Here is a 13,347-nt window from a genome sequence, read left to right on the forward strand (position 1 = left end):
CGCGGCGGTCCTGAGCTATTGCGCCGGCATTCTCCTGATGCTGGCCGGGCGGTGAAGACCATCACAGCCTTCACCGCTCCACGAAATCGGCCGGCCTTCGGTGCAGGACGTTCGTCGTCAGGCCCCACGGCGCGCAACGACCGGCACGTAATGTTCCAGCTCCGGCGCCGGGAAGTTGAGCGTCGCGTTGATTTCTGCCGAACGGTAAAGGCCCATCAGCATCTCGACCACGGCAAGGCCGTCCTCGAAGGTTTCGAGCGGCTTTTCGCCCTTGCGGAAACACTCGACCATGTGGCGGTTCTCATCCGTGTAGCCATAGACGCCGGCCTCATCCTCAAGCACCGGCATCAGGCCCTGCTCGGCGTTCTGCTTCTCGACGAGGTCCTCGCCTTCCGAGCCCTTGACCTCGCGCGACATGAAGATCTTCAGGCCGGTGGAGAGCGAATTGTATTCGAGCGCATATTCCGGCCCGAGCAATTCGAGCTGGATGCGCAGCCCGGCGCCGACATAGGCCCAGGAGGTGGTCGCCTCGATCATCAGCTCGTTGCCGTCCTGGTCTTCGAGCGTCACCGTGGCGCGGGCGAAATCCTCCGACGGTCGGCTGCGATAGTCGACCTCGCTGCCGAAGCGGTTGCGCAGCTGTTCGGCATAGTGCGGCCGCGTCCATTTGAGATTGGCGACGGTGCCGTTCACCGCCTTGATCTTCAGCGAATTGCGCGGCGCACCCGGCGCCGTCAGCAGGTAGCGTGCGACTTCGACGCTGTGGCACATCATGTCCGAGAGCACGCCGCCGCCCTGCTTGTCGCCCTGCCAGAACCAGGGCTCGTGCGGGCCGGAATGTTCCTCGGCCGCCCGCGCCAGGTAGGGGCGGCCGGTGGTGGACGCCGCGCGCCGCCAGATGATTTCCTTGCCGCGCAGGACGGGCGTGCAGAAGACCTGGTTTTCGAGATAGCCATGGTTGAGGCCGGCATCTTCGGCCAGCGACAGCATCTCGCGGGCCTCGGCCACGGTGCGCGCAAGCGGCTTTTCGCAGGCAACGGCGAAGACCCTGCTGCGGCCGTCCTTGACCGCCTTGTGCAGCGTTCGCATGACGTCGATGCGGGTATAGTTGGGCGAAAGGATCCAGACCGCATCGACGTCGTCGGCGGTCAGCAGCGCTTCCAGGCTTTCATGGGTACGGCAGCTGCCGAGACCGAGGGATGCGACCTCGTTTGCAAACTTCTCACGGTTTTCAGCCTTGCGGCTGAAGACACCGGTGACCTCGACATTGCGCACGCCGATCATCGACTTCAAGTGGAAATGGGCGATGAAGCCCGATCCGACGAAACCCACGCGCAGCGTCTGCTTCGGTAGCTGTGTCATTCTCTTCTCCCATTGATCGAGTGTGGTAACGGCGGGATGCGGGAAGTGCGGAAACCACGTGCGTTCATCCCGCTCCGGCTATTTTCGTGGCGGGGCGGTGCTGCCGCGGATGTTGAGCGTCGTCGGCAGGACGATGGCCGGCTCCGCGCCGACGTCGTCATCCGAGAGGATGTTGAGAAGCTGGGACATCGCCGTGCGACCAATGTCGGCGCGCGGCTGGCTGACGGTCGTCAGCGGCGGATAGAAGGCTTTGCTCAGATAAAGATCGTCGAACCCGACGACAGAGACGTCGCCCGGAACATCGCGGCCGAGCCGCCGCAGCGCATGGATCGCGCCATAGGCCATCTCGTCGTTGGCGGCGAAGATCGCGGTCGGCGGCTCCGGCAGGGCGAAAAGGTCCGCAGCGCGGGCCTCGCCGCTTTCGAGCAGGTAATCGCCGCGCACCTCGTAACCCTCCGGAATCGCAAGGCCGGCGGCCTTCATGGCGGCGCGATAACCGTCACGGCGATGAAGCGCCATAACCTCCGGCAGCGGACCGGCGATATGGGCGATGCGGCGATGCCCGAGCGCGACCAGATGCTCGACCGCAGCCTCAGCCGCAGCGACGTTGTCGATCTGAACATGCGGGAAACCGGATCCCTCGATCATTTCCAGCGCGATAACAACAGGCAGATGCGATAGGTCGGCACTTTCGCCCGGCTGCGGCGGCGGCAGCTTGCCGGTCATCAGGATCATGCCGTCGGCATGGCCGTCGCGCAACATGTTGAAATATTCGACCTCGCGGTCCGGGTCGTTCTCGGTGTTGCCCATCAGAACGGCGTAGCCGGCCTCGCGCGCCGTCGCCTCCACGCCCTTCAGAATCTCCAGATAGAAGGGGTTGCCGACGTCGCGCACGACAAGCAGCACCGACATCGACCGGCGAGTGCGCAAGTTGCGGGCGCTGACATTGGGGCGGTAGTTGAGCTCGCGGGCAAGCGCGTGGATGCGTTTGCGTGTCTCGTCGGTCACCAGCGACGAGCCGCTCAGCGCCCGCGATACGGTCGCGACCGAAACGCCGGCACGCTCTGCGATGTCCTTGATCTTCGGCCGCTCGCTCATGCCCGCATCGCCCTCCCGCGGCCGTAGAACAGCATGAGCAGCAGAAGCGTCGCGCCGAACACCATCTGGCGGCCGGACTCATCGATATTCACGGTCGTCAGGATACCCTGGAGGATGACGAGCAACAGCGCGCCCGCCATGGTGCCTGTGTAGCCGCCCTTGCCACCGGCAAGAGACGTGCCGCCGAAGACGACTGCGATGATCGACGACAGCATGTATTGCTCTCCGACATTGGCAAAGGAGGAACCGGAATAGCCGAGCAGGCAGAGCCCGGCGATCGCCGCGAACATGCCCGAGATCATAAAGAGACCGATGCGCATGAGCCGAACCGGCACGCCCGCCATATAGGCCGCATGCTCATTGGAGCCGATCGCATAGATGCGATGACCGAAGACCGTGCGGTTGAGCACGAAGGCCATGAACAGGCCGATCGCGATCCAGAGCCAGATGATGCCGGGAATGCCGAGCGCCAGCGGCTGCGTCACGAAGGCGGAGAGGCCGGGTGCGGCGCGGCCCGAAGGGATGCCCTGGCGGATGACGACCAGCAGGCCCTGCAACACACCGAGCATGCCGAGTGTCATGACCAGCGGCGGGATGCGCAGCAGCGTGACGCCGAGACCGTTCAAAAGTCCGAAGAAGGCGCCGGCTGCGAGGCAGGCGAGTACGGCCTGCAGGATGCCGCCATCGGCCCCGTTCATGACATTGCCAGCAATGATCGCTGAGAGCGAGACGACGCCACCGACGGAGAGGTCGATGCCCTCGCGGCCGCCAAGAATGACGACATTCTGGCCGGCAGCGACGATGCCGAGCAGCGAGGCGACGATCAAGAGCCGCAGGATCTGGTCGGCCGAGGCAAAGCCCGGCGAGAGGCTTTGGCCGAGAACAAGCAGCGCCACGATGAGGATCAGCGCCACGACCAGAGGCTGTTTGAAGAAGGCGGCAACCGAACTCATGCGCGTGCCCTCCGACCGGCGAGCACGCCGGCCATCAAGACGATCAGAATGGCGAGACCCTGGACGAAGTTCTGCCATTCCGACGGCGTGCCCATGAAGAAGACCAGCGAATTGACGAGGCCGATCGTCAGCGCGCCGAGGAGCGAGCCGACCACCGTCGTCCAGCCGCCGGCAAGGGCACTGCCGCCGAGCACGACCGCGGCGACGCTGTAGAGCGTCATCTTGCCGCCGACCAGCGGATCGCCGCTCGCCGTATCGCCCGTCAGGCAGAAGGCCGCGAGCGCCGAGAAAAGACCGCAGAGCAGATAACCCCTGATGCGGACCGCAACCACCGGAAGACCGGTCTGATAGGCCGCCTGCTGGTCGTCGCCAACGGCCAGCAGTTCGGTGACGATGCGCGTGCGCGACAGGAGGAAAAGCAGCACGGCCAGCGCCGCGAGCACGTAGAAGACGAAGGGCAGGCTCAAGAGACGGCCGCCATAGGTGCGCCAGAACAAGGCCGGCGCCGGCGTGCCGGCGACAGGCATGACATAGAGCGCAAGGCCGGTGAAGAAGATGCTGGTCGCAAAGGTCGCGACGATCGCCTGCAGCCGAAGTGCTGCAACGACCAGTCCGTTGACCAGCCCGCAGGCAAGCCCGATGAGGAGCCCAAGCGCCAACGCAAGCAGCACCGCGCCTGCGCCGCCGCCCCAGCGCTCCATCAGCACGACGATCGCGACATTGACCAGCGACAGCGTCGCTCCGGCGGAAAGGTCGATATCGCCGGCGGAAACGACATAGGTCTGGGCGATCGCCAGCATGACGAGCGCCATGTAGGTGCTGAGCAATCCCGTCAACGAACGGAAGCTCAGGCTGTTGGGCGAAAAGAGGCCGTTCAGCGCAAGCAGCGCGATGAGGATGACCAGCGCCGGCAGGAACGGGTAACGCTCGAGCCAGGAGCGCAGGCCACCGCTCCTTGGCGTAGAAATGTCTGTCGCGGTCGAAGTCATCATGCGGCCTCGTATGCAGCCTGGTAGAGATTGTAGCGGGTGCGATCGTCGCCGGTCAGCTCGCGCGTCACCGAACCACCGTTGAAAACGAGGATGCGGGTGGCATTGCCGAGCAGCTCGGCGTCTTCCGACGAATAGAGCAGGATGCCGAGACCTTCAGCCGCCAGCTGCCGGATGAGCGCGAAGAGATCGGCCTTGGCCTGGAGGTCGATGCCCTTGGTCGGGTCGTCAAGCAGCAGCACGTCGGGACGATCGATCAGCCAGCGGGCGATGATCACCTTCTGCTGGTTGCCGCCCGAGAGCGAATTGATCGGATGGAAGAGGCTCGCAAACTTGGTGTGCATCGCCTCCAGCGCCGGCATCGCCTTGTTCTTGAGGCTCGAGGGCCGCGCGAGCATCAGCCGGTCGCGAAGATAATGGATCGGCGTGACGTTCTCGATGATCGGCCGGCCGCTGATGACGCCGTCGCGACCGCGGTCGCCGGAGACATAGGCGCAGCCACGGCGGATCGCATCGCGCGGGCTTTTGGCATCATAGCGGTCGCCTCCGATCGTCACCTCTCCGGATAAGACGGTGCCTGCGCCGAAGATCGACCGGAGCAGCGCCGACTGCCCCTGGCCGTGCAGGCCGCCGAGGCCGAGGATTTCGCCCTTCGCTACCTCGAAGCTGACATCGCGAAAGCCTTTGCCCGAGAGGTTGTGAACGGAGATCGCCGCCTGCGTCTGTGTTTCCACCGCCGCCAGTGCCGACGACCTTGCAGCCGGCATGTCACTCGCGTCGCCGACCATAAGCCGGATGACCGTTGCCGGATCGGTGTCGGCGAGCTTCAACGTCTCGATGGTCTCGCCGTCGCGGATGATCGTCACGCGATCGCCGATCGCGGTGATTTCGTCCATGCGGTGCGAGATGAAGATGATGCCGCGCCCCTGCGCCTTCAGGCCGCGCAGGATCTCGAAGAAACGATCGACCTGGGCGCGGTCGAGCGCCGAGGTCGGTTCGTCGAAGATCAGGATCGGCGCTTCACTGGCGAGCGCTTTCATGATCTCGACCAGTTGCCGTTGATCGGCGCGTAGGTTGCCGACCAGCGCTTCCGCATAAAAACCCTCGCCGGCGACTTCGGCAAAAAGTGCGATGTAGCGCGCCGCGCGCGCCTTGAGGGCCTGCCGGTCGATGAAAAAGCCTGCTTTCACCGGCAGGGCGGAAAGGCAGATGTTCTCCTCGACCGACCTATAACCGGCGAGGCTGAGTTCCTGGTAGAAGATGCCGATGCCGGCAGCGCGCGCCGCCTGCGGTCCGGAGATCGTCACGGGCTTGTCGTTGATCAGGATCTGGCCACCGTCGGGGCGCACGCTGCCGGCAATGATCTTGCACAGCGTGCTCTTGCCGGAGCCGTTGGAGCCCATCAACACGTGCACCTCGCCGGCCGCGATCTCGAGATCGCCGCGGCGTAGCGCCAGCGTTGCGCCGTAAGCCTTGCTCACGGCGTTCAGTCTCAGTTTCGACATTGGCTGTCGTCCATCATCTTGGTTGGTTGCCGCATCATCATGGAGCCGCGTATCAACACCGGCTCCGCTGCAGCGTTCTTTCACGCCGATCGGCCTTGGTCGGCGGTCATCGGCGTCATCGGTCGCCGGGCAGCTCAAGACAAGAGCCGCCCGGCGAAGCCCGAGCTTACTTGAACAACGCCGTGGCGTCGTCGATCGAAAGCGCGTTGGTGTAGGAGTAGTAACCTGGCTTGCCGTCCAGCTGCTTGGCGGCGTCCGCGAGATTCTTGCTGTCAATGAACGGGATCGGCAGGTACATGGCGTTCTTGTACTGGCCTGCCGTCGCCGGCTCCTTCAGTTCCTTGCCCTGCAGCATCAGCACCGCGACGTTGAGTGCGCTTGCCATGACGCCGGGCGGATTGACGGTCGCGCCGGAGTTCAGCTTGTCCTTGACCCAGAGGTCGATGAAGTCCTTGCGGATTTCGCCGGTCGCGGCGATTTGGCTGGACTTGCCCGCATCCATGATCGACTTCCAGGCACCGGCCGCCATGCCGTCCTGCACGACGACGCCGTTGATGTCAGGATAGGTCGCAAGGATGTTCTGCATCGCCTGCTGGCCCTGGGCCTGATCCCAGTTGGCGTTGACCTCGTTGACCACCTGGATATCCGGATAGTCCTTGAAGACGCTCTTGTAGCCCGCAACGCGCATCTCATTGGCCGGATGACCGGCAACGCCGTTGATCGCGACCACCTTGCCCTTACCGCCGAGCGTTTCGGCGAGCCACTTGGCGCCGGCAGCACCCCAGGCCGTCTGGTCGATGCCGACATAGGTCGCATCCGGCGACGAAACCTCCGCGTCCGTCGCGATCACCAGGATGCCGGTTTCCTTCGCCTGGGCGAAGATCGGATCGAAGGCCGTCGGGCTGTTGGGGTTGATGATGATGGCGTTGACGCCCTCGGCGATGAAGTTGCGCACATGCGCGATCTGGCCGGGCACGTCGACATTGGCGCTCTGGACGGAGACTTCGACGTCGATGCCCTTCTCCTTCCACTTCGCTGCGGCCTCCTTGGCCTCATCGATCATCTGCGTGCGCCATTCGCTGCCGACCCAGCCGTTGGACAGGCCGATCTTGAAAGTCTCGGCATTGGCGAAAGAAGCGGAAATAGCAATGGTTGCGACAGCGCCAAGCGCCGCGGCGATAAATTTCTTCATTAGATCCTCCCAAATCTTGCGAAAGCCATGAAGCCAGAAAATGTAATCGATTTCAATGGGCATTTTCAGTGATTTTTGCGGGGTTTTACCCTTCTGTCCGAAAATCCGACGGCCGCGCCCGCGAAAAGGTCTTCGGCCCCTTCACAGGCGTCACCGTCTTCGAGGCGGAAGCGGTCGCGCTCGCCAACGACATCCCTATGGTCCTGCCGGCGCCGCCTGGCCCGGCTCCTCCGGCCGCGACGGGCTGATGGCCGATACGCGGACAAGGAGCGTCTGGGTCGAGACTGCTGAACACCCTACCGTCGTTTCGGCGTTTCGCCGGAAGCTTGATCGTTGCCAGTCCCCGAAACGAGAAAGGGCCGGGAAATGCCGGCCCTTTTTGCTGTTCGCTGCCCCCTTTGATCAGGCAGCACGGCTCCAGCTGTCGCGGCCGGTCTGCGCCTCAAGCTTGAATTTCGCCAGCATCGTGCGCAGCTGACGGCTTTCTTCGGCGAGCGTGCCGCTTGCTGCCGTGGTTTCTTCCACCATCGCCGCGTTCTGCTGGGTCATCTGGTCCATATGGTTGACCGAGGTGTTGATCTCCTGCAGCGCGGTCGCCTGCTCGCGGGCGGCGGTGGCGATCGTGTTGACGTGCCCGCTGACATTGTTGACCAGGGTCTCGATCTCCAGCAGCGCATCACCGGTGGAGCGCACCAGCGCCACGCCGTTCTCGACCTCCGAGGCCGAGCTGTGGATCAGCGTCTTGATCTCCTTGGCAGCATTGGCCGAACGCTGGGCGAGTTCGCGCACTTCCTGGGCGACGACCGCGAAGCCACGGCCCGCCTCGCCGGCACGCGCCGCTTCGACGCCGGCGTTGAGCGCCAGAAGGTTGGTCTGGAAAGCGATCTCGTCGATCACCGAGATGATCTGGTTGATGCGGTTGGAGGAATCCTCGATCCGGCCCATGGCGTCGACCGCGCTGCGTACGATCGCACCGGACCGGCCGGCGCTGTCCTTGGTGGCGCGCACCATTTCATGCGCCTCGTTCGCCCGCTCCGAAGCGGTGCGCACGGTCGACGTGATCTCGTCGAGTGCTGCCGCGGTTTCTTCCAGTGCTGCCGCCTGCTGTTCCGTGCGCTTGGAGAGATCGTTGGCAGCCGAGCTCAACTCGGCGGAGTTGTCGTTGATGGTGCTGGCCGCGCCGCGCACGTTCTGCATGGTCGAGCGCAACGTCACCATCGTCTGGTTGACGTTCCGCTGCAACTCGGCGAAGGCGCCGTGGAATTCACCGCGCATGGTCTGCGTCAGGTCGGCATCAGCAAGTGCCGCGATCACGCGGCGGACTTCGTTGACCGTCTGGTCGACGCTGGAAACGAGCTCGTTGACGCTCGATGCAAAGCGGTTGAGGTCGTCGTTTTCATAGTCCTTGGTGATGCGACCGGTGAAATCGCCGGCAACGGCGGAGGCGACGACGACGCTGATGTTGGACTGCAGGTCGCTGCTGCGCGCATGCAGTGCCGCTTCCTGCGCCTTCATCGAGCGCATGGCGATGCCGTTCTTGCGGAAGACTTCGACGGCGCGAGCCATCTCACCGATCTCGTCCAGGCGGGAAACATCCGTGCTATCGCCGTCAAGCTTGCCGTCGGCAAGTTCGCTCATCGTCGAGGTCAATTCGCGGACCGGCATGACGATACCGCGACGGGCAACGACGAGACTCACGCCGACGCCGAAGAGCACGCAGGCCGCAGCGGCGGCGGCCAGGATGGTCATCGCGACAGAGGAAGAGTTGAGCGCCTCGGCGCGGGCGGCCGCCAGCTCGTCGCCGGAATAGGTGCTGTAGGTCTTGACCGTCGCCGTCACGGTCTTCTGGGCCTCAAGCGCCTTGTCGAGCGCCGCCTTGACGGCGGCAGCATCCGTGCCCTGGCTAGCAGCGACGGAGACCATCGCGCGGATCTCATCGAAGTAGCTGTTCAGTGTGATGCGGATATCATTCAGCAGCTTGTCTTCGGCGTCGTCGGCAACCGCCTCGATCTTCGTCACACGGCCGAGCATTTCCTCGGCGCGCTTCTCGGTTTCGAGGCCGAAATCGGCGGCCTTCTGCGGCGCTGCGGCGAGCTGATAGGTCATGCGGCTGATGGCGATGATGTCGACGCGCAGGTCCATCGCCTCGCGCGCCGCCTCTTCGCGGGCACCGACATCGATGATTGTGGCGCCGAGGGAGGAAAGACCGCGCGCGCCAGCGAGCGCGATCAGAATGGAGGATATGCCCATGACCACGACCACAAGGCCGACCTTGGTCAAAATCGAAAGGTTCTTGAACGTCACTGCCGTGACTCCTGTGATGTCGCGATCGCGTTGCTGGGAGGACATGGTCAGCCATACCGGCGGGAGGAGGACCGGCTGTTTGCTGCGCCTTCAAGGGGGGAGGAACCGGAGCGCGCACTGACCAATAAGTACTTAGTAATTTTGAATTTAAATTAGGGTTAAAAAAGCGATCGCAGCTTTTCGCAGGTGCAGCAAAAACCGAAGGCGGCAACAAACGAAAAACGGGCGGACGATCGCTCGCCCGCCCGCAGACCACCGCAGCAGTCTTGGGAGATTGTTATTCCCCGGCTATGGCCGGCCGTAGCCGCCGCCCGTCGGCGTCACCACCGTGAAGGCTTCGCCGGCTTCGAGAACCGTATGGGCGCAACCGGACAGTTCCTCCGTCCTGCCGTCATTGCGGCGCACAAGGTTGCGGCCAAGCTCACCCGGGCTGCCGCCCTTGATGCCGAAGGGCGCCACGCGGCGGTGACCGGAGAGAATGGCGAAATCCAGCGTCTCGCGGGCACGGATCGTGCGCTTCGTGCCGTTGCCGGCATTCCACTGGCCACGGCCACCCGAACCGACCCGAATGTGGAAGTCTTCGAGCACCACCGGGAAGCGGGTTTCGAGGATTTCCGGATCGGTGAGGCGCGAATTGGTCATGTGGGTGTGGACCGCATCGGCGCCGTTATAGCCAGGCCCCGCGGGCGCGCCGGAGCAGATCGTCTCGTAGTACTGATAGTTGTCGTTGCCGAAGGTCAGATTGTTCATCGTCCCTTGCGCCCCGGCCTGGCTCTGAACCGCGCCGAACAGGCAGTTGGTCACGGCCTGGCTGACCTCGACGTTGCCGGCGACGACGGCGGCCGGATAGCGCGGCGTCAGCATCGTGCCCTCGGGGATGACGATGTGGATCGGACGCAGGCAACCGGCATTCATAGGAATGTCCGCTTCGACGAGGACGCGGAAGACATAGAGAACCGCGGCGCGGGTGACCGGCGCCGGAGCGTTGAAGTTGTCGCCGCGCTGCTCGGATGTACCGGTGAAATCGACGGTTGCCTCGCGCTTGTCGCGGTCGACGGTGATCTTGACGACGATGCTGCAGCCCTGGTCCATCTCGTAGGAGAACTCGCCATCGGGCAGCTGGTCGAGCACGCGGCGCACGCTCTCGGCGGCATTGTCCTGGACGTGGCCCATATAGGCCTCGACCACGTCTTCGCCGAACTGGGTAATCATCTTCTTGAGTTCGGCGACGCCCTTTTCGTTGGCAGCAACCTGAGCCTTCAGATCGTTGACGTTCTGCAGGATGTTGCGCACCGGATAGCGGGCGCCGTTCAAGAGCGCTTCGAGCTCGGCTTCGCAGAAACGGCCGGCATCGATGAGCTTGAAGTTGTCGATATAGACGCCTTCTTCCTCGATGTTGGTCGCAAGCGGCGACATCGAACCCGGCGAAATCCCGCCGATATCCGCATGATGGCCGCGGCTGGCGACCCAGAACCGGATCTCGCTTCCGGCATCGTCGAAGACGGGCGTGCAGACGGTGAGGTCCGGCAGGTGCGTGCCGCCGTTATAGGGCGCGTTGATCAGGAACACGTCGCCGGGCTTGATCACCGGGTTCTCGCGGATCGCGGTTGCGACCGACGCGTCCATCGAACCGAGATGCACCGGCATGTGCGGCGCATTGGCGACGAGGTTGCCGCGGTTGTCGAAGACGGCGCAGGAGAAATCGAGCCGTTCCTTGATGTTCACCGAATAGGCGGTGTTCTGCAGCGTCACGCCCATCTGCTCGGCGATCGACATGAAGAGGTTGTTGAAGATTTCCAGCATGACCGGGTCGGCATGGGTACCGATCGCGCTCTGCTGCTGCAGCGCCTTCACGCGGCGAAGCACGATGTGGTCCTTGGCGGTCAGTTCCGCCTGCCAGCCGTCCTCGACGACGATGGTCTGGTTCGGTTCGATGATGATCGCCGGACCGTCGAGCCGTTGGCCGGGCGCGATTTCGGCGCGCAGCAGCACCGGCGCATCGTGGAACTGGCCCTGTGAATAGAAGCGCGTGCGCCGCGCGACATCCGGCGCGCCCTCTGTGGCCGCTCCGCCTTCGCGCTCCATCTGGGCGGCACCGCCGCCGACCGTCTCGACCTCGACGGCATCGATGACCAGCGCCTTGTTGTCGGCGACGAAGCCGAAGCGACGCTTGTGCAAGGTCTCGAACTCCGCGCGAAGGCGGGCGATATCGTCATGCGCGGGGAAGGTCGCGTCGACCGCAAGCACCGTATCGGTGCCGGCATAACGGATATGGGCGCGCAGATGCGTGCGGATCTCGTCGCGGGCGATCCCTTGTGCTTCGAGCTCGCCGAGGCACTCGACTTCCAGCTCGGCGCCAAGCGTGCTGAGCGCGGCCGGCGCCTGGTCGTCGAGCGCAACGCCCAGCGCCTTCTGGCGGGTCGAGCGGATATCGGCAAGCCCCATGCCGTAGGCCGAAAGCAGGCCGGACATCGGGTGCACGAGAATGTTCTTCATGCCGAGCTGGTCGGCAACGAGGCAGGCGTGCTGACCGCCGGCGCCGCCGAAGCAGCTGAGCGCATAACGGGTCACGTCATAGCCGCGCTGCACGGAAATCTTCTTGATCGCTTCGACCATGTTGGCGACGGCGATGCGGATGAAGCCGTCGGCCACATCCTCCGGGCTGCGGCCATCGCCGATCTCGGCGGCCATTGTCGCGAAGCGGTCACGAACGGTCTCGACATCGAGACGCTCGTCCTGGTTCGGGCCGAAGAGCGCCGGGAAGAAATCCGGCAGCAGCTTGCCGAGCATGACGTTTGCGTCGGTGACCGCGAGCGGGCCGCCGTTGCGGTAGCAGGCGGGGCCAGGATTGGCGCCGGCCGAATCGGGGCCGACGCGGAAGCGCTCGCCGTCGAAGTGCAGGATCGAGCCGCCGCCAGCGGCAACCGTGTGGATCAGCATCATCGGCGCGCGCACGCGCACGCCGGCAACCTCGGTCTCGAACGCCCGCTCATATTCGCCGTCGAAATGGGCGACGTCCGTCGAGGTGCCGCCCATGTCGAAACCGATGACGCGGTCGAAGCCGGCTGCTTCGCCGGTCTTTGCAAGGCCGACGACGCCGCCGGCAGGTCCCGACAGGATCGCGTCCTTGCCCTGGAACATATCGGCCGCCGTCAGGCCGCCGGACGACATCATGAACATCACGCGTGCGCCGGTGCGGGCAACGTCGAGCTCGCCCGAGACCTGGGCAACGTAGCGGCGTAGAACCGGGGAGAGATAGGCATCGATGACCGTCGTGTCGCCGCGGCCGACATATTTGATCAGCGGCGAGACTTCGTGGCTGACCGAGACCTGCTCGAAGCCGAGTTCGCGGGCGATCCGAGCGACGACCGCCTCGTGCTCCGGATATTTGTAGGCATGCATGAAGACGATGGCGACGGCCTTGTAGCCCTTGCCCTTGAGGTCTTCGAGGGCAGCGCGCGCCTTTACTTCGTCGAGCGGCTGCTCGATCGTGCCATCGGCCAGCACGCGCTCATCGAGTTCGACGATGTCCTGGTAGAGCGCTTCCGGCTTGATGATCTCGGTCGCGAAGATCTTCTTGCGTTCCTGGTAGCCGATCTTGAGCGCGTCGCGAAAACCCTTGGTGGTCACCAGCGCGAGCGGCTCGCCCTTGCGCTCGAGCAGCGCATTGGTGGCAACCGTCGTGCCCATGCGCACTTCGCCGATGAGGCCGGTCGGGATCGCAGCACCGGTCGCAAGACCGAGATGCAGGCGAATACCCTGGACGGCGGCGTCGCGATAGGCTTCCGGATTCTCCGACAACACCTTGCGCGCATGCAATGCACCCTGCGGGTCCCGGCCGATGACATCGGTGAAGGTGCCGCCACGGTCGATCCAGAAGTCCCAACTGCCGGTTTCGCGTGCGCTCATTGTCCATCCCTCTCGTTCGCGAGCCGCATCATTGT

The 13,347-nt window shown here is 64.3% G+C and carries 8 protein-coding genes; all 8 read right to left on the bottom strand.

Annotated elements, in window-relative coordinates; translation table 11 throughout:
- Positions 1–117 precede the first annotated feature (117 nt).
- The 8 genes from AB4Z53_RS11685 to AB4Z53_RS11720 all read right to left on the bottom strand — a co-directional run bounded on the left by AB4Z53_RS11685 (position 118) and on the right by AB4Z53_RS11720 (position 13,312).
- On the bottom strand, positions 118–1,362 hold the full coding sequence (locus AB4Z53_RS11685) for a Gfo/Idh/MocA family protein (RefSeq protein WP_441595932.1): 1,245 nt from the start codon (positions 1,360–1,362) through the stop codon (positions 118–120).
- 78 nt (positions 1,363–1,440) lie between these two features.
- Entirely contained in the window at positions 1,441–2,460 is a 1,020-nt protein-coding gene (locus AB4Z53_RS11690; RefSeq protein WP_441595933.1) for a LacI family DNA-binding transcriptional regulator, read from the bottom strand.
- A complete protein-coding gene (locus AB4Z53_RS11695; RefSeq protein WP_441595934.1) occupies positions 2,457–3,413 on the bottom strand; it encodes an ABC transporter permease in 957 nt (318 codons plus the stop codon). The genes AB4Z53_RS11690 and AB4Z53_RS11695 overlap by 4 nt, the downstream gene beginning before the upstream one ends.
- A complete protein-coding gene (locus AB4Z53_RS11700) occupies positions 3,410–4,402 on the bottom strand; it encodes an ABC transporter permease (RefSeq protein WP_441596112.1) in 993 nt (330 codons plus the stop codon). Before AB4Z53_RS11700 ends, AB4Z53_RS11695 begins: the two co-directional genes overlap by 4 nt.
- On the bottom strand, positions 4,402–5,907 hold the full coding sequence (locus AB4Z53_RS11705; RefSeq protein WP_441595935.1) for a sugar ABC transporter ATP-binding protein: 1,506 nt from the start codon (positions 5,905–5,907) through the stop codon (positions 4,402–4,404). The genes AB4Z53_RS11700 and AB4Z53_RS11705 overlap by 1 nt, the downstream gene beginning before the upstream one ends.
- A 166-nt stretch (positions 5,908–6,073) precedes the next feature.
- Positions 6,074–7,099, bottom strand: a complete 1,026-nt coding sequence (locus AB4Z53_RS11710) for an ABC transporter substrate-binding protein (protein ID WP_441595937.1) — start codon at positions 7,097–7,099, stop codon at positions 6,074–6,076.
- A gap of 402 nt (positions 7,100–7,501) precedes the next feature.
- The gene (locus AB4Z53_RS11715; RefSeq protein WP_441595939.1) at positions 7,502–9,403 is read right to left on the bottom strand and encodes a methyl-accepting chemotaxis protein; all 1,902 of its coding nucleotides are present in this window, start codon (positions 9,401–9,403) and stop codon (positions 7,502–7,504) included.
- Between the two features lie 288 nt (positions 9,404–9,691).
- Positions 9,692–13,312, bottom strand: a complete 3,621-nt coding sequence (locus tag AB4Z53_RS11720) for a hydantoinase B/oxoprolinase family protein (protein ID WP_441595941.1) — start codon at positions 13,310–13,312, stop codon at positions 9,692–9,694.
- Positions 13,313–13,347: the final 35 nt, after the last annotated feature.

The organism is Ensifer sp. 2TAB8 (assembly GCF_052115125.1).
Classification (GTDB): Bacteria; Pseudomonadota; Alphaproteobacteria; order Rhizobiales; family Rhizobiaceae; genus Ensifer.